The organism is Bradyrhizobium sp. HKCCYLRH3099, from assembly GCF_051167855.1.
Lineage (GTDB): Bacteria > Pseudomonadota > Alphaproteobacteria > Rhizobiales > Xanthobacteraceae > Bradyrhizobium.
The window spans coordinates 507949-533087 of the sequence record NZ_JBNPTW010000002.1 but is presented as its reverse complement, the minus strand read 5'-3'; the positions used below and the strand labels follow the sequence as shown (position 1 = coordinate 533087).

The window sequence follows — 25139 nt, the reverse complement described above, 5'->3', positions numbered from 1 at the left end:
CTGTCGATGCACGCGATGCTGTTGCAAGCGCCTGGAACAGCCCTCCGGCACGAGGTTCTGGCAGACCCCGAGCCCGGGCACGGCGAGATTCGCATCAAGGTCAGCGCTTGCGGCGTTTGCCGCACCGACCTGCATGTCTACGACGGAGAACTTCCGAACATCTCTTATCCGATCATTCCCGGGCACGAGATCGTCGGCCACATCGACCGCCTTGGCCCTGGCGTCACCACGCACCAGCTGGGCCAACGTGTCGGGATTCCCTGGCTCGGCCACACCTGCGGTCGCTGCACGTTCTGCAAGCACGGGATGGAAAATCTCTGCGATGCGCCCGCCTTCACCGGTTATACGCGCAATGGCGGGTACGCGACTCACGCTGTTGCAGACGCAGACTTCGCATTTGCGCTCGAAGGATTCGATGACGAGGTCGCCGCCGCCCCGCTGTTGTGCGCCGGCCTGATCGGCTGGCGATCCCTGGTCATGGCGGGCGAGGCGGAGACGCTCGGGCTCTACGGATTCGGCGCAGCCGGACATATCGTCGCCCAGGTCGCACGCTGGCAGGGTCGCAAGGTCTATGCTTTCACCCGAGAGCATGATCAGTCCGCGCAGGATCTCGCCTACGAGCATGGTGCCATCTGGGCTGGAGGCTCCGGTCAGAGTCCTGATGTTGCACTCGATGCGGCCATCATCTACGCGCCTGCCGGCGAGCTTGTTCCCGCCGCGCTCCGGGCGGTCCGAAAGGGCGGCCGGGTCGTCTGCGCGGGCATCCACATGAGCGACATTCCAAGCTTCCCTTATTCCCTGCTGTGGGGCGAACGTCAGGTGATATCCGTTGCCAACCTCACGCGACAGGATGGTCTCGACTTCCTGCGCGTCGCCAAGGATGCACGAATTCGAACTCATGCCACCGCCTATCCGCTCTCTGATGCCAACGCCGTTCTGGCTCGCTTGAAGCAAGGTCACATCGTCGGCGCCGCGGTCCTGGTCCCCGATTTCTGAAGCGCAGCACGACGGCAACAGCGTCATGAACTCATCGTCTGACCAGGACCCCGTCTTCTCGTTCTTGGGCGATACCCGGCGCTTTCCGGAAGTTCGCCGGATCGATACACACGCGGCTTCCGTCTTTCTGGCCGGGGACCGAGCGCTCAAGGTCAAGCGAGCCATACGGCTGCCATTCCTTGACTATTCCACCCTCGCGCAACGCAAGGCTGCCTGCCTCAAGGAAATGGAGGTCAATCGTCCCTTTGCGCCGGACATCTATCGGGGCGTCGTCGCAATCACGTTGACCCCGGAGGGATCGTTCGCCATCGACGGATCCGGCACACCGGTCGAATATGCCGTCGAGATGCGTCGCTTCGATGACGATCAGACACTCGACCATCTCGGGTGCCGCCATCACCTGCCGCCCGATCTCGGCGAGCGGCTGGCAGAAGCCATCGCAGCATCTCATCAGGCCGCCACCTGCCCCTCCTCCAACGAATGGATCGAGTGCCTCTCGACTTGGATCGATGCGTTCGCGGCCAGCTTTCGTGCCGGCGGGCGCTTCGATCCGACCGAAATCGACGAGCTTCGATCGGCTTGCCATGCCGCGTTGGCGCGTCTCCGGCCCTTGCTCGAGCAGCGCGTGCGCGCGGGAGACGTGAAGCGCTGTCATGGCGATCTCCACCTCGCCAATATCGTCCTGATCGACGGCAAACCCGTCCTGTTCGATGCCATCGAATTCGACGATCGGATCGCCACGGTCGACGTCCTCTACGACCTGGCTTTTCCCCTGATGGACCTTCTGCATGTCGAGGAGACGGCGGCGGCCAACCATGTGTTGAACCGCTATCTCGCGATCGCCTCGCCCGACCAGACCGATGGCCTGGCCGCCCTGCCGCTGTTCATGGCAATGAGGGCCGCGATCCGGGCGCAAGTGTTCCTGGCAAAGCTGGATCGCGACGCATCCGAACACGCAAGCCCCGGTCCTTCGGCAAACTTCGAGGTCGCCAAGAGCTACTTTCAACTGGCAAAAGAGCTGATCCGCCCCGTCGCTCCCATGATGATTGCCGTCGGCGGCCTTTCCGGAACTGGAAAATCCGCGCTGTCCCGAGCGCTTGCTCCCCATTTGGCCCCTCCGCCTGGAGCGATCGTGCTACGCAGCGACGTGCTGCGCAAACGTCTGTTTGGGATCAAGGACACCGAGCGCCTGCCGGCAGCCGCCTATACGCCTCAGTCCAGCGCGACAGTCTACCAGGCACTCGCAACGCACGCCCATCGCGTGCTGTCTCACGGCTTTACGGTCGTGGTCGACGCGGTCTTCGCCCGCGCGGACGAACGGAATGAGATCCATGCGCTGGCGAAACGGCTGAACCTGCGCTTTGCCGGACTGTTTCTCATCGCCGACTTGCAGGTGCGGCAGGACCGGATTCAAAGTCGCGTCGGCGATGCGTCCGATGCCACCGTCGCTGTCGCCAAGGACCAGGAGAGCTATGATATCGGCGCGCTCGACTGGTGGCAGGTCGACGCGTCTGGAACACCCGAGGCAACCCTGGCTCTGGCCTTGTCACGCCTGTCGGGCAAGACCTGACGCGAGTTGCGCTCGAATTCTGTCAGATTTAGCTCCGCGCTCAGTTCACGTATGAACGTACTCGCCCGGCGCGGGTCCGAGATCGTTCGTCCCATCAGTCCCGAGGCGAGGCGGCCCACCCGCCGCGCCGGATCGCTGGCCAAGCCAGTCGACCCAGGTCGGCCACCATGACCCTTCGATACGCGGCGAGATGCTCTGCCACTCGTCGGGTCCGAGGTATGGAGCGTCGGCAGCCTTGGTACGGACCTGATGCGAGTGCCCCTGTTCGCCCGGCGGTGCGACAATTCCGGCATTGTGGCCGCCGCTGGCGAGCACGAAGGTCACGTCGGCATCGACCTCATAGTGAATCTTGTAGGTCGACTTCCACGGCGCCACATGATCGCGGAGCGTCCCGACGACGAACATCGGCGTGTGAATATCCGACAACGCGACCGGCTTGCCGTTGACGCGGTAACGGCCCTCGGCGAGATCGTTGTTCAGAAACAGCTTGCGCAGATATTCGGAGTGCATGCGGTACGGCAGTCGCGTCGCATCGGCATTCCACGCCATCAGGTCACTCGGGGCCGCCCGTTCCCCCAGCAGATAGTCACGAGAGACCCTCGACCAGATCAGATCGTTGGAGCGCAGCAATTGAAACGCGCCGGCCATCTGCGTGGTGTCGAGATAGCCGCGCTCCCACATCATGTCTTCGAGGAAGGCAACCTGGCTTTCATTGATGAAGAGCGTGAGCTCCCCGGCCTCGGTAAAGTCGGTCTGCGCCGCAAACAGCGTGATCGTCTTGAGCCGCTCGTCGCCATCGCGCGCCATGGCTGCAGCGGTGATCGAGAGCAGCGTTCCTCCGAGGCAATAGCCCGCGGCGTGAATCGGCTGATCCGGAACAATCGTTCCGATCACGTCCAGTGCAGCCATCACACCAAGCGACCGGTAGTCGTCGAAAGCAATGTCCCGGTCCTGCGCTTCGGGATTGCGCCAGGAGATCATGAACACGGTGAAACCCATGCCCGTCAGGAAGCGGACCAGCGAATTGCGCGGTGACAGGTCTAGGATGTAGTACTTCATGATCCAGGCTGGCACGATCAGGACCGGCTCCGGCCGAACCGTCTCGGTCGTCGGCGCGTACTGGATGAGCTCGATCAGCCGATTGCGATAGACGACTTTTCCCGGCGCGGTCGCGACCGTCTCGCCGACGACGAACTCCGATTTGCTCGTCGGACTCGTCGGCTGCAACACCTGCATGAGATCGGTGAGCCAGTTTTGCCAGCCGAACACGAGGTTCTCGCCGCCGGTCTGAAACGTCTTCTCCAGGACTTCCGGGTTGGTTGCCGCGAAATTCGACGGTGCGTAGATATCGAGTAGCTGCCGAAGCGAGAAGTCGACCACGGCCTCATTGGCTGGGTCGACACCCCGAACGCCCGTCGTCGCCTTGTGCCACCACTCTTCCCCTAGCAGGAACGCCTGGGCGAACAGGTTGAAGGGCTGCGTCGTCCATTGCGGCTTTGAAAACCGGTGATCGTTGGCCTGCGGCTTGATCAGATCCCAGGAAGCGCGATGAGGATCGGCGAAATGAACGGATCGTTCGACGACCTGCCGCATGCCATGCCAGGCATCCCGCGCAATCTCGATCTGGCGCTGAGGCGCAGCCGCGAGGTGACAGGCCCAATCCAGATACGCCATCGAAAGAGCCGCAGGCGAGATACCTCCCGTCACGCGCGCCAGCATGGCGCTGAACGCTCTGTCCAGCTCGTGGTCCTCGCGCTGAAACTCTCCAGCGCCCGGATGCCCCTCCTCCGCGAGCTGCTTTGTCGCAGGTGCTACCAAATGGTGATCTGGTCCCACCACGATCGGCTCCCCGGAACGACCAGCGTTGGGCTGCTCGAAGCCGCTTGTTGCTTCATGCTGCAGCTCAACCGGCAGCGACGCTCCGGCATTCTTCAGTTCTGCCACCTTTGCCCCACGAGATTCACGCCGGCATCGATGAGGCGCTGCCCATGCTTGAACAGCCGATCGCAATCACGCCTCATGAACTCGATTTGATGCCGGCCACACTCCTCGACCATGGCCTGGATCCCTTTCACGGAATGCACGCCGGCGAGCTTCGACACGAATTCGGCGAGCAGATGGGTCTCGGTCCGCGCGCGATCCAGAGCCTCATTGCTGGCAAAGAGAACCTCCTCCAGCATGATCTGCTGCGAACCGATCAGCAACTCGAGCGCATGCTTGTTGGACAGGGCAACACGTTCGGACAGTTCGGCCGTCTCGTCGGCGATGACTTTGGCCCCGGAGAGCTCAGACATGGCACCTCTCCTCTCGCTGGAAGAGGCCCTCCTTAGCAGATCCCCGGGCGGAAAACCTTGCGCTACATCAATGACGCGGTCACCTCGCCGATTGACCTTCGTCAAGTCGCAACCTGCGCGACATATTACCGTCAGTCAGCCTTTGACATTGGAGTTCGCCATGCGCGCCCATCAGATCATGACCCGTCCCGTCATTACCGTCACGCCGGACACCTCGATTGTGGATGCGGCCAACATCATGCTGCAGAAGCACGTCAGCGGCCTGCCCGTGGTCGATGCCGCCGGCAAGCTGGTCGGCGTGGTCTCGGAAGGCGACTTCATCCGCCGCACCGAAATCGGCACTGGACGCAAGCGCGGCCGCTGGCTGCGTTTCATTCTCGGCCCCGGGAAATCGGCCGCCGACTTCGTCCATGAGCACGGCCGCAAGGTGTCTGAAGTGATGACGCGGTCTCCTCTCACGATCACGGAAGATGCCGCATTGGCGGAGATCGTGGAGCTGATGGAAAAGAATCACGTGAAGCGGCTGCCGGTGGTCAAAGGTGATCAGGTGGTCGGCATCGTGTCACGGGCCAACCTGCTGCAGGCCGTCGCCACCCTCGGACGGCAGGTGCCGGATCCGACCGCCGACGATGATCACATTCGCAATCGCGTGATCGACACCCTCGAGAAGAACGACTGGTGTCCGTTCGGGCTGTCGGTCATCGCCAAGGACGGCATCGTCCATCTGAGCGGCGTCATCACCGAGGAGCGTTCCCGCCAGGCGGCCATTGTTGCGGCCGAGAACGTCGCCGGGGTCAAGAAGGTCCACGACCATCTCTGCTGGGTCGATACCATGTCCGGCATGTATCTGAACTCGCCGGAAGACGATGAGCTGGCCAAGGCCAGCTGATCTGACGAAGGACTACGACCGGTGTCGCGAATCCTCGCCGACGGTTCTGGCGGAGGCTCACACTCGCGAGGCCGGCTCACCCTCTCCAAACGCGCCAGCCCGGCGCGAGCGTTCGATATCCTGCTCCGAGTATCCGAGCCGATCCCGCAGAATAGCGGCCGTATGCTCGCCAAGGCGCGGAGCGGCTGAGGGCTCGACGGTCGGCGTCAACTGCATGGCAATAGGCGGCTCGATATTCGGGATCGTGCCCGCCGTTGCGTGTGGGAGGCGACAGACGCGCTGTCTGGTCCGGACCTCCGGCGCATTGAAGGCCTGCTCGACTGTACGGACGCGTCCGACCGGAACCGACGCCGCGTTCATCCGTGCGATCCAGGCGTCCATGCTGTCGGAGGCGAAGATGTCGGCAATGATGCGGCGGAGCTGAGCGCGGTTGATCCATCTCGCCTTGCGCGTCGCGAATCGCGGGTCACTCAGGAGGTCGGGACGGCCGAAGACCTCCGCCGCCAGCCGTTGATACAACCGATCATTCGCGCACGCCACGTACAGCGGGCCGTCTGATGCTTCGTAGAAATTTCCATTGACTCAGCTCCAGGTCGCGCTTGAGCTCGAGGCCCTTCAGCATTTCCTGATAGGCGAGCTCGTTGTCGCGGCCGGCATGATCGACCGCCTGCTGGGTGCCGGAGACCCGCGCGACCTTGTAGGAGATCTGGCACTGGTTGCCGAGGCGCACGGTCGGCGTCGTGACGTTGGTGTTGGGGTCATCGCCTTCGAGCTGAGCATTGCTGCCGTCGGCCGGCGCCAGCGCCTGGGTCTGCCATTCATGGTTGACCGCGGTCGCCTTCTCCTTGTCGACGCCGCTCATGAACGGCGTATCGACCGGGTCGATCCGGTAGATCATGTCGCTGAGATCTTCGCGGTTGCCGACCGCCTGGTAGGTGACGAAAGTAGACGTAGGTGTGGTCATCGGTGATCCCTTGATGATCGTTGCCCAGCGCAGAGCGTTCGTCCGCCGCGTCGCCCGCAAGCGGACGACACAAGCGCGACGCGCCGCCCTGCGGCTGCGAATATCTGAAGATGGACTAAGTCGTTCAGGTCCCGCCGGCCCGATGGCGCGAGAGGTCAGTCTCGGTTCGGCTCATGCGGAACGTCGATGCCGTGGCGCCCGGGCGAACCGAGGTCGGCGGAGCTGCATTCAGCAAGGTCGCCTCGAGACACATTGTCTCAAGACGAACAAGTCTCAAGACGAACAATCCCGGATTGATGACATGCTTCGGATCAAAAGACATCGTGACGCAAGTCAAACATGCGCCCAAGAAAACGCCCGCGCCAAGCGGTCGGCCGCGGGCATCTTCGAATTCTGTGATGATACATTTATCGTGGTGATTTGCCCGACGTGTCAACGAGTGATTGCTGTCGCTCGCCGGAGCAGGAGCTTGGCGATGCCGTGGAACGACACGGTGATCAAAGTCGAGACGAACGTGGTCGATGCCAGCAATAGACCCATGCGAATGCCGCCTCCTAGGCCACTTCCAAGGGAGAACAGCAACGTCATGACCATGCCGAAAATGGCGCTGGCGCAGACGATTTCTACAAGGGCCCGAAATACCGGATGCAGCGTGATGAATTGCCAGGGAAGCAAGGCCGCGAGCCTCGCCCCCATGATCAGAAACGTCACGGTCAAAACCGCCATCGCGGCAGCGACGATAGCGAAGTAGATGACGGTCTCGATCCCTCCCGTGATGATCATGCCGAGTGACACAAGGACGGCGCCACCGTACAGCAGCAGAAACTTGATGATGGCATCGACGATGAAGACGGCATACCACCGCTTTATGAGGCCGCTCATGAGACAGCCTCGCCGGCCAAATTGGGATTGAGAACGATGGGGCGAGAATGTGATGAGGTCTTGTCGCTCAATTGAGGACTCCGACAACAGTCATTTTGTGAAAGATCAATCCAGCGATTGATGATCAAGCATCACGCTGCGGACTCCAAGCGGACGGCCAGTGCAGCCCCTATCTCAATCGTGTGGCGGCTTTTCTCAAGGGCCGGGACGCTCATGGCCATCTCGCGCTTGCCGCCATTGCCGCTCAAGGCAAGGCAGGTTCTGGGCGACTTGGCTGACCACGGACCGGCAATGGCGCAAGCTCAACGAACCGTCGAGGCAGACGATCGTCCGGTCGAAGCTGATCGACCTCGCGTACAAGCGTTAGAGACGGTCGGCACGCCGGACCGATGCACCTTCGCATTCTGACCACCGCCAGCCGTTGTCGTTTAAGAGCATAAGGAACAAATAAAGAACAAGTCAACAGCTTTCGTGGTCTTCTGTGCGGCCCGCTTACAGCACGCCAAATCGCTTTCTCCGCTCCGCGGTCTGCGCCAACTCCTTCAGCTCCGCCTCGGCCAGCTTGCCGTTGGCGACGATCGCACCGAGATGGTCGCGCACCTTGCTGACGATGTTGATGGCGAGAAACAGTTTCTCGCGGCCGGCGACATCGTCGATCAGCGTCTGACGCCAGGCCGCGCTGTAGCTCGCCTCGAGCGTAGCGAAGGCGCCGGAGAGCAGCTCATCGTCGAGCAGGGCCCTCGCGCGCACGCCCCGTGCCGCCGTCTGTTGCAGAAGGCTCTCGTCAGTCATCGCGCCGCTCCATCTTGGTGTCAGATCCGCCATCGATGTGCGCAGCGGCGGCTGCGAGGCCGACCGCCGCTTCAGCGATCTTCATCTCGTGAGCCGAGTGCGCCTGCTCGCGCTTTTGCGCCGCCTCGACCGACTTGAGATGCGCATCGAGCAGCGCGATCTTGGCATCCAGGCCGGCCTTGATCTTGGCCAGCTCGATCTCCGCCTGCATCTTCACCTGCTGATGGACCAGGTCATTGTGCGCCTGCTGCTGCGCCAGCTGGGCCTTCTTCGCGGCGATCGCCTGTTCGGTCTGCACCCGCGCCTGCGCCGCGATGAGCTTCGGATCGGGCGGTGGCTGCGGCGGCGCCGGCGGCGGATGCAGCAGGCGGCCGGACCGCGGGTCGACCGCGGCCGGATCGTTGAAGAAGCGGCCGGGATTCTTGTGACCCATGATCCGGGTCAGTTCGGCCGCCGTGTTGTAGAGCTCGCGGTCGCCGACCAGGTTGATCTTGCCGGCCATCGCCAGCTCCTTCTGCACGTTGGCGATCGCCATCGTCTGCGCGAACTGCTGCGCCTTGCCGCCGGAGCCGAGCCCGACCTCGATCGTCATGTCGTCGCGCGTCTTCCAACTGCGCGGATCGACCTGGACCCAGGCATTGCGCAGCCGCACGGTCTGGCACTGCTGGCCGTGCTTGCGGATGGTGGCATGCAGCAGGCCGAACATGTCGCGAACCCCCTCGGCCATGATCCGCGCGATCAGCTTGATGCGCATCTGCGACGCCGAGAAGACCTGCGCGACGGCCGTCGCAGACTGGTTCTGCAGCGCGTTGGCGTCGATGCCCTGCGCCTGCTTCGACAGGCCCGAGCGGCTCTCGAGCTCGGCATCGATGTATTGCAGCATCGGATAGATCGAGCTGGTGATATCCGGCACCACCTGCCAGTTCAGGCCGCCCGCGGTCTTGGTGCGAACGACGCCGCCGGGGCGCGAGACCAGGAGATCGTCGAGCGTATTGGGGCCGGCGTTCTGCTCGGCGACTTCCACGCGAGGATTGTTCTGCAGATAGAGATTGTCCAGCGCTCCCCGCTTCAGCGCCGTCTTCTCCCGCTGCAGCGGCATCACCAGGTCGGCGATCGAGCGGCCGAAGAAGCGGTGCGTCATCGGCACCGGCGTGGTTGCGGCGAACGGGATCGCATCGAACGGAGTGATGCAATCCTGGCCATCCTTGCGCAGGATCTCGCACTCGTCACCGCCGGTAACGATCTGGTACAGGCACGGCCTGCCCTCGCCTTCATAGTCCATCCGGAGGTAATGCTCCGTGATCCGGACCAGCCGGGTGCCCGCATTGGACACGCTCGATGACGTCGGCGAATGCTCGTCGACCGTATCGCGGGCCACGGTTTCCACGCGCGTGGTCCCGGTAGAGTCGCCGAGCGACCTGATCTGCGCCGCGTCAAATCCTTCGGCAATGAGCTGCGCCTCGGTCTTGGTGACGATGTCGTGGAAACAGTAGTTGCAGTCGCGGATCGAACGCGCACCGCGCTCGATCCCGAACTCCTCGGGCGGCACGCCCATCACCCGCGCCTGGGCGTATCTTCGCGTGGTGACGATGGTGACGTCGTGCGTGATCGGCGGCACCGGTTGCATCGGCGACACAGAAATTCCGTCTGCGCGCAAATGTCCATTCTTGTTGACCGACAAATCGTTCTCCATGTCTTGTAAGAATCGAACGTGTGGTACTGCGTGCAGCTCGCGGTTGCGGCATTTACGAGGGATCGAGCCGTGATAAGCCCTTTTCTCGATTTACTCGTGCTCGGCTGGTTGGCTGGTGTTGTCGGGATCGCCCACAGAGCGCGTTCGCAGCTCAGTGTTGCCCTCAAGCATCCAGCGCCGGATGCGAGTTCTGCGGACTTTCGCCGATTTGGTCTGACCAAACCGGCGATCTACATCGACCCGGCCAAGCTGTCCGAAGCTGGTCGCTCGCTCCTGTCGCGAGCGCAGTGGGGAGAGCGATTTCTTTTCGTTTGGATCGTCGATGTTCCGCTGCTCGTCTTGATCCCGCTCGTCTCGCCCCCTTTGCATCCGTGACCCAGCACAGCGGCGCTGGCGGAAGCACCATGGTCATGACGGCGGATTCGTTGCGTGACGGATCAACAGATCAGAGCAGCGTACGGCTGCTATCAATTCGAACCGGGACGGTCCCGGAGGTAGTCCTGGATCATGCCGAGAAGACCGCCGGCAGATTCCACTTGCCCGGTGGCTCCCGAGCCGCCACTCACAACGGAAGCAGCCAGATCCGCGGGAGCTCCGAGACTTGCGCGCCCGTCTTTGATATAGGGAATGACCGACGCACCATCGAAGAGCACACGGTCGGGAGGGCCTCCCGAAACGGCGCGAGCTGGAGGCGCATGGACGTCAGCATAGTCGGAGAACCAAGGAGAGATCCCGGACGCGAATGGCTCGCTGCCGGCCGAATGTCCCGCATAAGGCACGGGCCGCTCAGCGCCGCGCTGAATTCGGATCGGCAGACTCTGGGGCATGTGGCCAGGCGCCGCGGACTGATCTGTCAACCCCATGATCGGGGTCAGCACGTATTTCCTGATGAAAGCGGCGATCTGCTCCGGTGTCGCCGTAAAGTTCGCGCTGACACCGGGAAGTCCAGCTCCTACTCCGATCGACGATACTTTCGCCTTCCAGGGCAGCGGAACGCCGGATGCGTCCGGAATGGTTGCGTTGAGATTGAACGATGGCACGTTGACCGACGCTCCGTACCTGAGAGTATCTTCGGAGGACATGCCTCGTCTCAGGTGGATGAGGTGCACCCCGCCTCCTCCCTTGCCTACTCCTCCTGTCACCGTGATCCTCGGCGCGGACGGCGCCCCCGGATTCCAATAGTATGTCGCTCCAAGCCCGTACGGCAGCTCCAAGGAGATGCCGTCCGGCCGAAGATTGCCTTTCTCATTGACCGACATTAGACTACCTATCATCTATGACAACAACTCGATCAGGTTTGATCGGCACCTCATCAGCTCCGCGGACATGTCCTACACGGCAATCGGCATCCTCTGTGTTTGGGCGATCGCAGGCCTGCCGTTGGGGGGACTATGGCTGAATGATATCCGCGTCATCCACAACCATATTGCCCCGAGCGCCTCGGACATGCGCTACCAAAAGCCGGGCTCTTGGTTTTGGACGTGGGCCGGCTTTTACTTCACGGCAATGGATCCCGCGAAGCTGACCGAGCCCGGTCGAGAACATCTGAGACTCGCGATCCGGCACGAGTGGATGCTGTGGGGATGGATTGTCGGATCCGCGCCGATTATCGTCGCTATAGCCATGCTGGGCTGATGCATTCGAACAAATGCGATGCGATAAGCCCTGCGACTTCCTGACGATACTAAAACGGTTGTTCGTCCCGAGGTCCGGTGAGCCTTGCGCAGTCCGGCTCGCGGGCATCGCTGCCCTCATTGGATGAGCATGCTCGCTGTCGGCTCAGCGCGGCCCTCGAGGCCGCCGTCCGACTTGATCCGGCGCGTTCGAGACGATCGTCGCCCTCACCCGCGTCAGCTAATGTGGCGGGCTGCCGCATCGTTGTCGGCTCCGCGCAGATTGACGCTCTGCTCCGGGCCACGCATCGTATGCGCCACGATCCGCATCGCGCCGTCCGACTCCATGACGGACTGCGCCAGCAGCGCGAACTGGTCTTCGGTGAGATCATAGTAGGTCTCCCGGCTTTCCTCCTCGCGCTCTTCCCACCACACCTTGACGATGCCGACCTTGGAGAGAAGCGCATCCTTGATAAACGAGTAGAGGATCATGAAGCCCGGGTTCTGCTGCATGAAGACGTGGTTGACGTAGTCGGTTTCCTGCGACGCTGCGGCCTCGTCCTCGGGACCGACCGGCTCGAACCGCACAACCTCGTCGGAGCCCGCGAAGATGTCCATCAGATGCGGCATCAGGCCCTCGACCGTATCGGCCACGTCGGTCGAGACGGCGCGCGAGCGCCCCTCCTGCGCCGGCATGTCCTTCTTCATGTTTCCGAGATAGTAGTCCATGGCATCGGCGCGCTCCTCGGCGAGCCGCGCCGCCGAGATGGCAGCGAGCGCATCGGCCTTCTCGGCGGCGAGCATCGTCTTGAGGTCGGAGTTCGACATTTTGGGCATGATCGGAACCATATCGTTGGCAAATGGCGTTCACTGAAACAGGATTTGAATGCTGACGTTGACGGTGACCCGGACCGACGATGGGCTCATCACCGCAAACAGGCACCGGTGACGACTATCAGCGCGATAGATTCCACGGCAAGCGGGCCACCCAAGATCCGGGCCACTCTTCATCAGCGGGCCCTGAGTCTCCGAACTCCGGAAGCGCGAACGGATCTCCCTGCATCTCGGCTCCAGTGGGCCGCCCGATCGGATCCGCAGACCAAGGCATCGGCGTGAGTTGCTGATGACGCCAGAGTGGCGCGCTCGCACCGTCCGTCGATCCCCAGCGGCCGAAACGGTCGTCAAACAACGGCGCCTGATCCGCGGCGGATGATTGCACGGGCATCGCCTGAACGGGCATCGTTGCTGTCGACTCTGGCATCACCGGAGGTAACGGCTGGTCTGCACGACGGGAGCGCAGCATACGAATAGGCGCCCTGCTCCCATCGGGCGCCATTGCGCCGCCGCCCTCTGCCGCCAACGACGACTGCTGTCCAGCCACAAGCTGGGCAGGCGACGAAGAGCCGTCGGGCAAGACGGTGCGCGTTGCAGTCACCCCGCCACCGCGAAGGCGAGCGAGTTCGCGCAAGAGCGGCGCCTGCGGCATCTCGGCGTTGCCTGCCGCCGACGGCCAATGGCCGAAGCGCTCCGCCCACCCAGCAGAAACGCCATCAGCGATGGTCGTGTCTCGCTGTCCAGCCCGATCCCCTCGCTTGCCCGGCACCGACTGTCCGCCCTCGGCCGGATCGTCGGTGACCTCAGGCGCCGACCAATCATCCTTTTCCCATGCCTTCGCCTCGAACGCGCGCTTGGCATAATACGGCGTCGACTTGGTCTCCTTGTTCACATAGGTTCGATCGTGCGACAGGCCGTTGTAGAGCGCGTAGATGTTCTCCACGCTTGGATCATCCAGCCGCTTGGCGATTGCCGCGATGAGCCTGGCCGTGAGCTCGATGTTGTCTCGCGGCTTGTGAACGTCGGAACCGGGAATGAGCTTTTCCCAGCTCGGATCGAGGTTGCCCGGAAGAATGGTCTTGGACAGCAAATCCTTAGGGAGCGGCAGCGACCATCGGATCACCCGATCCACCGCTTCAGCGGCGTAGCCGTATGCACCCCGCGAGATTTCGGTGTAGATGACGGCTCTCACCAGATCGGGATCGAGAGCATTGCGCTTGGCAGCGTCCTCAATCAGCGCATTGTATTTCTGGATCTCCCGAGCTGCGACACCGTGCGGCTGATAACGATTGTTGACCGGCGGTCGCCTCTCCTTCGGAATGTCCGAAAACTTCTGACTTTCGAACTCGAATTTGGTGTCCGGAAGATCTTTCAGGATGGCCTGCCTGCGGTCCTCAGCACGTCGCAAATATGTCGGCATGGAACTCCTCTACGAACGTCCATTCATGAACTTGATGGAAAGACTCGAAACAATCAGGATGGCGTAATACACTGCGGCGACGAAACCAGTTCCGACCCACATCCTCTCCCAGCCGTAATTTGGAATGTAGTTCAACATTGGAACGACCAGCAGATCCCACCCGCAGGTCCGGCACTGATAATACGTATTGTGCTGAATTCCCCTGACGATCATATAAAAATTGACAGGCGCAGCAATCAGCGCCGGCACGAGCACCCAGAACCATCGGCTCAGACTCGATGTCAGTTCGACTCCAAGCCTCGCCCCCACAGCCGTCAACAGCAGAAGAAACACCGCAAGCAGAAATCCGGTCGTCACGACGGCCAGCACGAATTGCGCGACGCCCACCACGAATAGATATTGAACAGGAAACCAAACGGCGAGTAGGACGATCACGGAGATATATTTCAGGCGGTTCAGCAGATCACGCATCGTGCGAGCCATTCCAGAGCGGGTTGAGGCAACAGCAAAGTCCGCGGCCATCTACAAACCGCATCGTCGCGTCATGCAATCGCGCCATCCGCGGTCATGTGGGTTGACAACAATGTACACGATTTGTTCTGGCTGCACCATCGCTTTCCGATTGCAGGACCCATGGAGTTTAGCCATCGCCGCCGCAGGTCACCGCCACCCTGCGTCCTGGTATCGGATCGGTCGGTTGAAGCTCATGATGCGCCCCGGCGCTTCATAGCAGACCGCCATCATTCCGAGCGCGTCGGCGGCGTGTGACGACCAGTCGTGCTCGGGGCCGAGCCCGACGTTGCGCGTCTCGTCCTTGCGCTCGTGATAGAAGCCGAGCGCTTCGCGTCCGGCCTCGGTCGTTGCGGCGTTGAACCACAGTTGTGGCCCGAGACGGCGCAGCGCCTCGATCCGCATCATGGCGGCTCCCCTGCCCTGGTTCTTGAGCGGCGGCTCGACCGCGAAGCCGGCATCGCGCAGATGATCGGCATAGCGCTTGCCCGTCACGGAGTTGGTCGCCAGCCCGTCATGCGGAAGATGGATGATGGCGCTCTGATAGCCCCGCGCGCGCAGCCAGTTGACATGGAAGGCCAGCACCTGGCCGACAGCCTCGTAGTAATCCAGCACGCGGATCTCGTTGCCCACCCACTGCACGACCCAGATGGTGAAGGCATCGGCGGTCGCGCCGGCGCCGCCGATGTCGATGAAAGCGCGCAGCGGTAGCAACGGATCGGCGGCCACTTTGCCGATGCGCCCGTCACGTTTCGCCTGCGCCAGCAGATCAGCGTAATAGGCTCCTTCGAACGCGCGCACGTAGTCGCCCTCCCAGATGTGCTCGTAGCGGTCCGGATAGAGCGAAAGGTCGAGTCGCCGCTCTTCGTCGAGCACCGCCGGAAACCACGGATTGTCCCGCCAGCTCGCCTTGATCACGACGGCACCGTCCGGCTTGCGGCCGCGCAGAAAATCGTCGACGGCATCCGACTTGCGGCGCGGATTCCAGCTCGCCCACAGCTCCGAGCGCGGCGCACGGATCGTCGGCCGCAGCAACGACAACGACCGCGCGCTCAAGGTCTGCGCTTCGTCGATCCAGGCAATCCGAAACCCCTCGAGCGACTTGATCGATTCCGCCGTATGGTCCTGCATGCCGCGAAAGATGATCAGCCCGTCACCGGGAGTGGCGATGCGATCGCTGAAGGAGCGAAACCCCTGACCGAGGCCGAGGCCTGCAATCTTGGCCTCGATCAGCCGCTTGGACGATTGAGCCAGCGTGCGTTGCGCCTCGCGAATGCAGACCGCGAGCGTGCCACGCTCGGACTGGCAGGTCTCGACCAGGAGCTCGCCGAAAAAGTGCGACTTGCCCGAGCCGCGGCCACCGAACGCGCCCTTGTAGCGTGCGGGGGCAAGCAGCGGCTCGAACACTTTCGCGGTGGGGATCCTGAGGGTGGACAATGACGGCCCTCGCTAAGGTCGGGTCCGGGAAGCTGCTTCAGCGTGAAAGATTTCGCTTCGACGGAAGACTGTTTTCAGAGCTATCACGCCAGCCGTGTTGATCCATTGCGGACACAATCGTGCGTCCGGGCAGGACGCGCCCCTTTGCCACGTCAACGACTACAGCTATTGGATGGAGATTGGCCGGTAGTTGCCGGTTCCGGGCGCCCTTGCCGGATACATTGCTTCCGGATATCTGCGATGCAGCCGCGTCCTGCTTAGCAATGACTCGCGCGGGACTCTTATCCTGGTCGAACGACCTTTGCCTGGTCAAACGGTCGGACGGCTTCGCAGGTACCGCAGAGGCACGCCATCGCGCTGCAGTCGGAAGGTGGCCAGAGTCGTCGATGGGGCTCGGGACGCACTCTGCCCGGCACCGTTATTGCTCGCTTCTGGCCGGCCAACTTCCGCCGAGACATTGAGGTCCTTTTTCGGCTCTCTCCACGGCATACGCGGCGCGAACGGGCCACCAAACGGATCGATCTCTATGTTGTTCTGATCCAGCGTCTTCGGAGCAAGCTCGGGTGGCAGTTCGATTGCCTTGTCCCTTTGCATGCTCGGATCACTCCATTTCGCCATCGGAGCGAACGCGCCATTGAATTTCCTGAGTTCGTCTAGCACGTCCCCCATAATATTTGTCGGATCATTCAACTGCCGGCCCAGTTGCTCGACAGAGCTATAGAACCCCGTCAGATCATCCAACAAGGCATCCGGCTCCTTCTTGGTTCCGTCGGGATAGTACGATTCAGGCCCATTTAAGATAGCATCGAGCTGCTTCCCAATGATCCCGAAGATGCGCGATCTGTCGCCATGCTCAACAGTCGGAGCACCCGGCGGGGGGAGCGGAGCCCTTTCGATGAAGCTTCTTTCGTTTGCCATGTCCGATCTTTCCTCTCAATCTATTGCTCGACTGCTTCGCCTAATTGGTCTTCAGAAAGCGAAGGTGGATCGTCCCCTCTCGTTCGTACTGAACGAATGCGCTCCTTACAAACTCGTCCCTCCCTATCTCGACACGCCGATAGATCGCGAACCGCACTGAACCGGCGTCAAGGAATGCATGAAATTGCTGATCACCATCAACGCTGAAGCAACATCCGAGCGCCCCTCGAGCCCTCATGTCTATCGTCGAAAGGCTCCTTGTTCCTCGATGGAAAATCAACTCGATAATCAGATCGGCAGCTTGGATTTCGCAAATGCGCTCGTAGTCGCATGTCGTCAGCTTTCCTGTATCGATCGTTCCCTTGGCCTCGACCGCATAGGTGAGGACGAAATCGCTCGCGGAGGCCTCGTTCCATGGAAGAATGAGCAGCAAAATCAAAACCGCCACGGCCGCCGGGACGAGGTGTAACGCGCGCTCCTTCTGAAGGCGTAACTCTGCTATCATGTGGACCAACCTGCAATTCGTGAGTCTGTGGCCAATGCGCCTCTTCCATTCATTTGCCGCTAGGGCACTTCGAAGCTCCTCCCGCGCCGCCTTCTCTGCATCAAGAGTGGGCCTGTCGCGGAATCTGCGGTTTCACCGACTAAGCGAATAGACGAGAGCGAAACTCACTGGTCAGATAGACGGCAGAGGATCAGATCACCACTTCCACTATTGCATGGAATTGGAACAAATCAAGAACTTTGTTCTGGGGCGTTTCTCATTTGCAGACGCCAGTCGTCCGATCAAACCATGCGCTCACAGCACACTCGCATCCAGGATCATTCATCCTCCTGCGCCTGGTCCTCTTCATCCGGATGCACGATGACGCGCTCGATGCGATGGATCAGCTCCAAAGCGCCGTCCTCGCCATTCTGCAGCGCTTGCGGCGCCTTACCCCAGCCGCGATCGAGGATGGCGTTGGCAGCCGACACGCGCGCCGCGTGGGTCGCCTTCGGCGAGCGCATCACGCCGACCAGCGTGTTGATCGCCGTCTGGGTATGTCCGCGGGCGATCGAGCGGATTTCAGTGATGGTCTTCGACATGGCCGTCTCCGGAAGAATGCGAGATCACGACAGCGCGTCGGCAGACGCCACCGCGATGAGAGCCAGCAAGGCGAGCGAGATCAGATAAGCGGTCATCCTGGCTCCAGATCAGATGAAGGAAAAGGCGCGGCAGATCGCGGCCAACGCGATCGTTTCGGGCGCGAACCCTATCCCCTCCACGAGGGACCGCAGCAGGCGCGGCGACGGTCGCCGCGCGCGCAGACCGTCCCGTTCGCGCGGGACGGCCAATATCCGGAAGACGGCAACGACGCGCGCGGTCGCGCAGGCTGGCGATCGACGGCGTCAGGCAAGAGTGCAGCTTTAACAACAGCCGTCAAACACCCGCGTGCGAAGCGCCGCGGACTGCCGATGCTGCGATTTCGGAAATTTCGATGCTGGCAATATGCCGGTGATTTGCCCGACGTGTCAAATTTGATCAAAAGGTGGCAGTCGCAACCTTCGACTTCGCTAACCGCGCGAACAAGTCCCGCCGGGGACCAACAAAAAGCCCGCTGCCGATTTCGCGGCGCGGGCTCTATGATTTCTTCGATGGTGGCAGAATGAGGCTGATTTGCCCGACGTGTCAAGCGTCGCGGCGAATGGCGATTGTCACCGATCGAGAGCTCATCGGATCAGCTGAGAAGGAGGTTCCTCCGATGTACGTCGTCGCGGCCGTTCTGGCTGTCTTGTCCGCATTGTTCTATGCCGCCGGGCAGCATGAGCTCGGTGCTGTCAGCAGCGATGTCTGTCAGGTCGGCAGCCTGTTCTGCGACAAGCCGCATTACGTGATGGCGGGGGCCGTGCTGGCAGGACTATGGGGCAAGTTCGTCAGCATCCGCTGACCGTATATGGCGCGCGCTCGATCAGTTCCTGATCGCGTAGAGTGGCGTTCTCACGGTCAACTGATAGACCGGCTTCGGAGCCCACGCGATCTGCGCGGTGATGCCGAACAGCCGGTTGTCGTCGTCGTCCATGCGATCGAGATCGAGCCGGACCAGGGGCTGCGTGTAGGACGGGATCGGCGTGGCGACGAGCAGCTGCGCGCCGGCGAACGACTGGAGCCCGACGCGCGCGGAGAGCTTCCAATTGTTGTCCCACTGATAGAAGCCGCCGACATAGCCCGCCGTCGTGCCCCCGACCCGCGCCAGCGTGGAGTCGACCTCGACATGGGTGTACTGGACGCCCGCGAGCCAGCCTCGCGTCTCCTCAGGATCGAGGGCGTATTTGGCCTCCACGACCGTGTTGAAGGAGGTGGTGGCCAGCGGCGAAGCCGGCACCGATCGCGTCATCGTCGACTGCAAGGTCAGCGTCGGAAACAGCCCGCCGTTCTGCTGGTAGACGTCGGCCTGGAAGCCGAGAAACCAGCTCGTGACGGCCACGTCGGACCATCCGGAAAGGCCGTTGTAGGAGGCGCTGCCGGTGAAGCCGGCATAGAGCGACAGGGCTTCGCCAAGATCCACCGTCAGCGGAATATCGACGCCGACGCCCTGGTTGGTGGGCACCGAAAGCTGCGGCCGTCCCGGCAGGACGGGACGCTCCAGCAGCCGCCGCAACGTCGCGATCTGCGACAATGTCCCGAACAGCGACGTGTCGCCAAGGCCGGTCGATAGCGCTCCACCGGGCACATAGGCGTAGTTCGTGCGGAAATCGATGTAGACGTTGGCGAGGCCCGGCTCGGGCTGGTCATCATCCTCGTCCTTGGCAAGCGCGCTGCCCGCCGCGACCAGTGCCGCCCCGACCACCAGAACGAACAGGCTTCGCAGCCCGCGCCGGCAGCCCGGCAACCATTCCTCGTCCGTCATCACGCGCCCCCCGCGCCCGAAACTACGCCGGACGGGCCCGCCCCTTCAAGGGCGGATCAGGACGGGAGCGGCATCGTCAGGGGACAGCTGCGATGAGCATCATGGCGACGCCGGCCGCGTGGCTGCGCCGCGTGCGGCCATGACCTGGCGCAGCACGCGTGACAGCTCGTCGACCGAATACGGCTTCTGGATCAGGCTGAAGCCATGACGGTCGCCGTCAGCGAGCACGTGGCTGTAGCCGCTGTTGAGCACAATCGGGATCATCGGCAGGCGGCGGCGGATCTCCTGGCCGAGCGTCACCCCATCCATGCCCGGCATGACGACGTCGCTCAGCACGAGATCGAAGCTGTCGGGCTTCTCCTCGATCATGCGCAGCGCGTCCGTTCCGCTGCGCGCCAGCACCGTGCGGTAGCCGAGGTCCTCGAGCAACTGGGTGGAGAATTCACCGACCTCGGGGTTGTCCTCGACGACGAGCACGTTCCAGCGCGCGTCGGGCGCTTCCGCCCTGCGCTCGCTTCTTTCCCCGGGACCGAGCGGCTTGTGGGTCAGTGGCAGGAGCAAGGTCAGGGTCGTCCCCCGGCCGAGCTCGCTCTCCGCCAGCACGCGACCACCGGACTGATGAACGAAGCCGTACACCTGGGACAGGCCAAGGCCCGTGCCGCGCCCAACCCCCTTGGTCGTAAAGAACGGCTCGAAGATCCGGTCGATCTGTTCGGGCGCGATGCCGCATCCGGTGTCGCTGACGGAGATCGAAACGAATTGCTGAGACCCGTCATCGGGTAGCATCTCGCCCCGGATGGTCAGCACGCCCTGGCCTTCCATTGCATCCCGCGCATTGGCCACGAGGTTCACGAGCGCGGTCTCGAACTGGTTGATGTCGACATCGACGGGAAGCGGCCGCGAGCGGAGGTCGAGGTCGATCATGGCCGGCGCTCCGAGCACCGTCTGCAGCATTTCCGAAATCTGCTCGATATGCGCTGCCGCATCGAAGACGCGGCGCTCCATCGGCGTGCGGCGCGCGAAGGCGAGCAATTGGCCGGTCAGCTTGGCGGCACGGTCCGCCGTGTCGGAGATCGCGTCCACGTAGCGTCGCATCCGCTCGGGCGGCAATTGCCGGCGGCGCAACAGGTCGGCCGATGATCGGATCACGGTCAGCAGATTGTTGAAGTCATGCGCGACGCCGCCGGTGAGCTGGCCGATCGCCTCCATCTTTTGCGCCTGCCGAAAGGCCTCCTCGGCCTTGCGCCGCTCGGTCAGTTCGACCGCCTCCGGGACGATCGCGACCACCTGCCCGTACTCGTCGCGCACGGGACGCATCTGGAAGTCGAACAGGCGCAGGCCGCCGACCGGAAGCTCGAGCTGAAGTTCCTGCCGCGCCTCGTCACCGCGGGCCACGGCCTCCACCAGAGATCTGATCGTGTCGGGCATCTCGGGGGTGCTGGCGAACCACGGCGTCTCCCAGAACGCCATCCCCGCGACCTCGTGCAACGGCGCCGCGATCGCCTCGAGCGAGGTGGCATTGGCGTCGAGCAGCGTGCCGTCCGCCGACAGCAGCGCCTGGAACGTGTAGCTCGCCTCGAAGATGGTGCGCAGCCGCGCCTCCTTGGCCCGCAGCTCCGCCGTCCGCGCCGTGACCTGCTCTTCCAGCCGTTCATTCAATCCACGCAGCGCCATCTCGGCCTCGCGCCGGACCCGCGACATGTCGATGTTGGCACGCACCCGCGCCAGCAGTTCCCGCGCGCTGAACGGTTTGCTGAGATAGTCACTGGCCCCGGCGTCGAGTCCTTCGACCTTCGCCTCCTCGCCGGCGCGCGCCGACAGCATCACGACCGGAATGTCGTGCAGCTTCGGATCTGCCCGCAGCGCCAGCAGCAAACCAAAGCCGTCGAGCTGCGGCATCATCACGTCGGTGAGAACCAGATCCGGCCGGCTCCGCCGGATCGCTTGCAGCGCGGCGCGACCGTCGGCGACCGCCTCGACGTCATAAGTGTCCCCGAGCAAGCGCCGGACGTAGTCGCGCATGTCGGGATTGTCGTCGGCGAGCACGATGCGATCGCGACCGGGCACGGCCGCGATCGGCACATCGAGATCATCGGAGGATGATGGGTGGGGCAGATCCTCGAGATCGTCGCCGCTCAACCAGCCCAGCGCCTCGTCGACATAGGCCTGCGCTCGCGTGGTCGCGACAGCCTGCCCCCGCGGTCTCCCAAGCTGATCGGCAGGCAGGTGAGCCGATCCGGGCGGCAGCCGCACGGTGAACGCCGAGCCGCGTCCGAGCTCGCTCTCGGCGGTGATCTCACCACGATGCAGCTTCACGAGCTCCTGCACCAATGCGAGGCCGATGCCGCTGCCTTCGAAGGAGCGGCCGCGCGCGCCTTCGATGCGGCGAAAGCGTTCGAACAGATGCGGCAGCTCATCGGCGGGAATTCCCGTGCCCGTGTCGCGGACGGTGAGCTCGGCGTGGCGTCGATCCGATGACAAGCCGATGGAGACCGTGATCTCGCCCTCGAACGTGAACTTGAAGGCATTGGAGACGAGATTGAGAACGATCTTCTCCCAGAGGTCGGGATCGACGTAGACGGGCTTGGGCAGATCGCCCGCGCGGATGACGAGTCCGAGACCGGCGCGGTTCGTCGCCGAACGAAAGTTGGAGACCAGCTCCGTCGTGAACGAGGCCAGGTCGACCGGCGCAAATCGCGCGGTCATCCGTCCGGCCTCGATCCGCGAGAAGTCCAGCAGCGTGTTCACGAGCTTCAGCAGACGAATGCCGTTGCGATGCACGAGGTCGAGAACCGATCGCGTGTCGCCGGGCAATTGGGTGGCGTCGCGACCGAGCAGGTCTTCGAGCGGGCTCAGCATCAACGTCAACGGGGTGCGAAACTCGTGGCTGATGTTGGAGAAGAACGCCGTCTTGGCGCGATCGATCTCCGCCAGCGCCTCGGCCCGACGCCGCTCCGCTTGATAGGCACCGCCATTGCTGACCGCCGCAGCGATCTGCCCGGCGACGAGGTCGAGGAAGCGGGCATAGCTCTCGTCATACAGCCGAAACGGATTGAGCCCTGCGATGACGAAACCGCCCTGTCCTGCTTCACCGGACGAGGGTATCGGCAACACCACCGCTTGCGTCGGTGGTTGCCGCCAGCCCCCGGTCGGAAAGGGCACCCCGAACAGATTCGCCAGATCGCGAACAAGTACCGCGCCCTGCCGCCGCAATGCCTCCGCAAGCGGCCACGCTCCTTGCGGCCCGATGTGCAGCGTCCCCTGCACGGCCGGATGCTCGCGCCCGATGCCGGTCACGGACTCGAGATGTGCCGTCTCGCCGCCAGGTTCGATCATGTAGATCATGACGAAGGGGAGATCGAGCGAGTGCTGCGCCAAGGCGGAGGCGCAGCTCGCGCAGGCCTGCTCGATGCTGCGCGCCTCCGCGCCGGCATTCGCAAGCGCACGCAGCAGCGACAGCTGGCGCTCGCTGATCACCCGCAGCGTATCGTCCGTGTTCGCACAGAAGATGCCGCCGGGCGATCCGTCGTCATCGGGAATGGGGCTGTAGGAGAACGTGTAGTAGGTCTCCTCGGGAAACCCGTTGCGCTCCATGATGAGGAGCTGCGCCTCGACATAGGTGCCCTGATCGCCGCGGCTGGCCTTGGCCAGCAGCGGTCCGATGTCCTCCCAGATCTCGTGCCAGACCACCGACGTCGGGCGGCCCAGCGCCTGCGGATGCTTGCCGCCGATGATCGCCTTGTAGGGATCGTTGTAGAGATAGGTCAGCTCCTTTCCCCAGCCAATCCAGATCGGCTGCTGCGACGTGAGCATGATCCTGACCGCCGTCTTCAGACTTTGCGGCCAGCGCTCCGGCGGCCCGATGGGCGTCGCGTCCCAGTCCAACCGCAGCATCAAGCCGGCGAGCTCGCTGCCTCCGGAAAAGAGCCGTTCACGCTCGGCAACCGCCTCTCCCTGATCGTGCCCTGCTGGCACCTCGTCCGGCACGCGCTCCCCCCCTGGTCAAAACACGACGTGATAGTCAACGCCGGTACTCTCCTACGGTTCCAGAGACCGGAACAAAAGCGGCCCGTTTCGACTTCGAATGAGATACGTCCGCCTAGGACTGCTCGCCATGACCATCGCCGTCGAATCTGAGCCGAACAAGCCGAAGAAATCGGCAAGGAGCATCCTTCGACTCCTCGGGCCGGGCCTCGTGACCGGTGCGGCGGACGATGATCCCTCGGGAATAGCGACCTACTCCCAGGCCGGCGCACAGTTCGGCTACGGGCTGTTGTGGACGGTCTTCCTCACCGCGCCCTTCATGATCGCGATCCAATTGGTCAGCGCGCGCATCGGCCGCGTCACCGGCCAGGGCCTTGCCGCAAACATCTCGAAGCTGGCGCCGCGATGGATCGTCTTCGGGCTTGTTGCGCTGCTGGTCGGCGCGAACACGTTCAACATCGCGGCCGACATCGCGGCCATGGCCGAGTCGCTGTCGCTGGTGATCGGCGGCCTCAATCATGAGCATGCGCTGATCTTCGCGGCGCTGTCGACGCTGCTCCAGGTCTTTCTGCCCTACCGCCGCTACTCGCCCGTGATCAAGGTGCTCACGCTGAGCCTGTTCGCCTATGTGGCGACGGCGCTGCTGGTCAAGGTGCCCTGGGGCACGGCGCTCCTCGCAGCGGTCTGGCCGAGCCCCTCCACCGATGCGGACTACCTGTTGACGGTGGTCGCCGTCCTGGGCACGACCATCAGTCCCTATCTGTTCTTCTGGCAGGCGTCCCAGGAAGTCGAGGAGATGAACCAGGGGAAGGTGGATCGCCCGCTGCGCGAGCTCTCGAAGCAGGACCATCCAGACCTCCGGCGGATCAGGATCGACACCACCATCGGCATGATCTTCTCGAATACGATCGCCTTCTTCATCATCGTAACGACGGCCACCGTCCTGCACGCGAATGGTGTCACCAGGATCGACTCCGCCACCCAGGCGGCCGAGGCCCTGCGCCCCCTCGCTGGCGACTTCACCTTCCTGCTGTTTGCGCTCGGCATCATCGGCACCGGCATGCTGGCCATCCCCGTGCTGGCGGGATCGGCGGCCTATGGCGTCGCGGAGATCTTCGGCTGGCACGCGACGCTAGAGGCCAAGCCGGACGAAGCGGTCGGGTTCTACAGCATCATCGCCGCGGCCACGATCATCGGCTTCGGGCTCGGCTTCACCGGGATCGACTCGATCCACATGCTGGTCTGGAGCGCCGTGCTGAACGGCATCGCCGCAGTCCCGATCATGGCGATGATGATGGTCATCGTCTCCAATCGCGGACTGATGGGGCGCTTCCGCGGCCGCTCATGGCTGATCGCCTTGGGGTGGATCGGCACAGGGATTATGGCGGTCGCTGTGCTGGCATTGCTGTGGTCATTCGTCACGGGGCGCGGCTAGCGCCCCTCGCTGTCCCGCAA

At 63.0% G+C, this 25139-nt stretch carries 24 protein-coding genes; 7 read left to right on the top strand and 17 right to left on the bottom strand.

Annotated features, from left to right (window positions below; all coding sequences use genetic code 11):
• The first annotated feature begins 6 nt into the window (after positions 1 to 6).
• Together ACQR1Y_RS07895 and ACQR1Y_RS07890 are read left to right on the top strand one after the other, a co-directional pair.
• Positions 7 to 996 (top strand): zinc-dependent alcohol dehydrogenase family protein, encoded by a 990-nt coding sequence (locus ACQR1Y_RS07895; RefSeq protein ID WP_434876404.1) that lies wholly within the window; start codon positions 7 to 9, stop codon positions 994 to 996.
• Between the two features lie 25 nt (positions 997 to 1021).
• The gene (locus tag ACQR1Y_RS07890) at positions 1022 to 2566 is read left to right on the top strand and encodes an AAA family ATPase (RefSeq protein WP_434876405.1); all 1545 of its coding nucleotides are present in this window, start codon (positions 1022 to 1024) and stop codon (positions 2564 to 2566) included.
• 45 nt (positions 2567 to 2611) lie between these two features.
• On the opposite strand, the gene ACQR1Y_RS07885 is transcribed toward ACQR1Y_RS07890, so the two are convergent.
• The gene (locus ACQR1Y_RS07885; RefSeq protein ID WP_434876664.1) at positions 2612 to 4285 is read right to left on the bottom strand and encodes a PHA/PHB synthase family protein; all 1674 of its coding nucleotides are present in this window, start codon (positions 4283 to 4285) and stop codon (positions 2612 to 2614) included.
• Between the two features lie 212 nt (positions 4286 to 4497).
• Positions 4498 to 4860: a hypothetical protein gene (locus ACQR1Y_RS07880; RefSeq protein WP_434876406.1), complete on the bottom strand. Its 363-nt coding sequence runs from the start codon at positions 4858 to 4860 to the stop codon at positions 4498 to 4500.
• Positions 4861 to 5020: 160 nt separating this feature from the next.
• On the opposite strand from ACQR1Y_RS07880, the gene ACQR1Y_RS07875 reads away from it, so the two are divergent.
• The gene (locus ACQR1Y_RS07875) at positions 5021 to 5749 is read left to right on the top strand and encodes a CBS domain-containing protein (protein WP_434876665.1); all 729 of its coding nucleotides are present in this window, start codon (positions 5021 to 5023) and stop codon (positions 5747 to 5749) included.
• A 57-nt stretch (positions 5750 to 5806) separates the two neighbouring features.
• Here ACQR1Y_RS07875 and ACQR1Y_RS07870 read toward each other — a convergent pair whose 3' ends face one another.
• From ACQR1Y_RS07870 to ACQR1Y_RS07850, 5 genes are all read right to left on the bottom strand, one after another.
• Entirely contained in the window at positions 5807 to 6268 is a 462-nt protein-coding gene (locus ACQR1Y_RS07870; RefSeq protein ID WP_434876407.1) for a CoA transferase, read from the bottom strand.
• 4 nt (positions 6269 to 6272) lie between these two features.
• Positions 6273 to 6713, bottom strand: a complete 441-nt coding sequence (locus tag ACQR1Y_RS07865; RefSeq protein ID WP_434876408.1) for an SU10 major capsid protein — start codon at positions 6711 to 6713, stop codon at positions 6273 to 6275.
• Positions 6714 to 7145: 432 nt separating this feature from the next.
• Positions 7146 to 7595 carry a hypothetical protein gene (locus tag ACQR1Y_RS07860; RefSeq protein WP_434876409.1) on the bottom strand — a complete coding sequence of 150 codons (450 nt, stop codon included), beginning with the start codon at positions 7593 to 7595 and terminating at the stop codon, positions 7146 to 7148.
• Between the two features lie 492 nt (positions 7596 to 8087).
• A complete protein-coding gene (locus tag ACQR1Y_RS07855) occupies positions 8088 to 8387 on the bottom strand; it encodes a hypothetical protein (RefSeq protein WP_434859360.1) in 300 nt (99 codons plus the stop codon).
• Positions 8380 to 10014, bottom strand: a complete 1635-nt coding sequence (locus tag ACQR1Y_RS07850; RefSeq protein ID WP_434876666.1) for a portal protein — start codon at positions 10012 to 10014, stop codon at positions 8380 to 8382. The genes ACQR1Y_RS07855 and ACQR1Y_RS07850 overlap by 8 nt, the downstream gene beginning before the upstream one ends.
• Before the next feature lie 135 nt (positions 10015 to 10149).
• Between ACQR1Y_RS07850 and ACQR1Y_RS07845 the strand changes: the two genes are divergently transcribed.
• Positions 10150 to 10455, top strand: coding sequence for a hypothetical protein (locus ACQR1Y_RS07845; protein ID WP_434876410.1), 306 nt, complete (start codon positions 10150 to 10152; stop codon positions 10453 to 10455).
• A gap of 92 nt (positions 10456 to 10547) precedes the next feature.
• On the opposite strand, the gene ACQR1Y_RS07840 is transcribed toward ACQR1Y_RS07845, so the two are convergent.
• The gene (locus ACQR1Y_RS07840) at positions 10548 to 11162 is read right to left on the bottom strand and encodes a hypothetical protein (RefSeq protein WP_434876411.1); all 615 of its coding nucleotides are present in this window, start codon (positions 11160 to 11162) and stop codon (positions 10548 to 10550) included.
• A 244-nt stretch (positions 11163 to 11406) separates the two neighbouring features.
• Between ACQR1Y_RS07840 and ACQR1Y_RS07835 the strand changes: the two genes are divergently transcribed.
• A complete protein-coding gene (locus ACQR1Y_RS07835; protein ID WP_434859357.1) occupies positions 11407 to 11715 on the top strand; it encodes a hypothetical protein in 309 nt (102 codons plus the stop codon).
• Positions 11716 to 11930: 215 nt separating this feature from the next.
• Here the strand turns inward: ACQR1Y_RS07835 and ACQR1Y_RS07830 are convergent, their stop codons facing one another.
• From ACQR1Y_RS07830 to ACQR1Y_RS07800, 7 genes are all read right to left on the bottom strand, one after another.
• Positions 11931 to 12530, bottom strand: a complete 600-nt coding sequence (locus ACQR1Y_RS07830; RefSeq protein WP_434876412.1) for a portal protein — start codon at positions 12528 to 12530, stop codon at positions 11931 to 11933.
• A 118-nt stretch (positions 12531 to 12648) separates the two neighbouring features.
• Complete coding sequence (locus tag ACQR1Y_RS07825) at positions 12649 to 13947, bottom strand: hypothetical protein (protein ID WP_434876413.1); 1299 nt, start codon at positions 13945 to 13947, stop codon at positions 12649 to 12651.
• A gap of 9 nt (positions 13948 to 13956) precedes the next feature.
• The gene (locus tag ACQR1Y_RS07820) at positions 13957 to 14418 is read right to left on the bottom strand and encodes a hypothetical protein (protein ID WP_434876414.1); all 462 of its coding nucleotides are present in this window, start codon (positions 14416 to 14418) and stop codon (positions 13957 to 13959) included.
• 189 nt (positions 14419 to 14607) lie between these two features.
• Entirely contained in the window at positions 14608 to 15894 is a 1287-nt protein-coding gene (locus ACQR1Y_RS07815; protein WP_434876415.1) for a PBSX family phage terminase large subunit, read from the bottom strand.
• Positions 15895 to 16203: 309 nt separating this feature from the next.
• On the bottom strand, positions 16204 to 16812 hold the full coding sequence (locus ACQR1Y_RS07810; RefSeq protein ID WP_434859352.1) for a hypothetical protein: 609 nt from the start codon (positions 16810 to 16812) through the stop codon (positions 16204 to 16206).
• 40 nt (positions 16813 to 16852) lie between these two features.
• Positions 16853 to 17317, bottom strand: coding sequence for a hypothetical protein (locus ACQR1Y_RS07805; RefSeq protein WP_434876416.1), 465 nt, complete (start codon positions 17315 to 17317; stop codon positions 16853 to 16855).
• Positions 17318 to 17634: 317 nt separating this feature from the next.
• Positions 17635 to 17898, bottom strand: coding sequence for a hypothetical protein (locus tag ACQR1Y_RS07800; protein WP_434876417.1), 264 nt, complete (start codon positions 17896 to 17898; stop codon positions 17635 to 17637).
• A 656-nt stretch (positions 17899 to 18554) separates the two neighbouring features.
• Between ACQR1Y_RS07800 and ACQR1Y_RS07795 the strand changes: the two genes are divergently transcribed.
• Complete coding sequence (locus tag ACQR1Y_RS07795; protein WP_434859349.1) at positions 18555 to 18740, top strand: hypothetical protein; 186 nt, start codon at positions 18555 to 18557, stop codon at positions 18738 to 18740.
• 21 nt (positions 18741 to 18761) lie between these two features.
• Here ACQR1Y_RS07795 and ACQR1Y_RS07790 read toward each other — a convergent pair whose 3' ends face one another.
• Complete coding sequence (locus tag ACQR1Y_RS07790; RefSeq protein ID WP_434876418.1) at positions 18762 to 19700, bottom strand: hypothetical protein; 939 nt, start codon at positions 19698 to 19700, stop codon at positions 18762 to 18764.
• Positions 19701 to 19799: 99 nt separating this feature from the next.
• A complete protein-coding gene (locus ACQR1Y_RS07785) occupies positions 19800 to 23594 on the bottom strand; it encodes an ATP-binding protein (RefSeq protein WP_434876419.1) in 3795 nt (1264 codons plus the stop codon).
• Positions 23595 to 23814: 220 nt separating this feature from the next.
• Here ACQR1Y_RS07785 and ACQR1Y_RS07780 point away from each other — a divergent pair, with 220 nt between their 5' ends.
• Positions 23815 to 25119 (top strand): NRAMP family divalent metal transporter, encoded by a 1305-nt coding sequence (locus ACQR1Y_RS07780; protein ID WP_434876420.1) that lies wholly within the window; start codon positions 23815 to 23817, stop codon positions 25117 to 25119.
• Positions 25120 to 25139 lie beyond the last annotated feature (20 nt).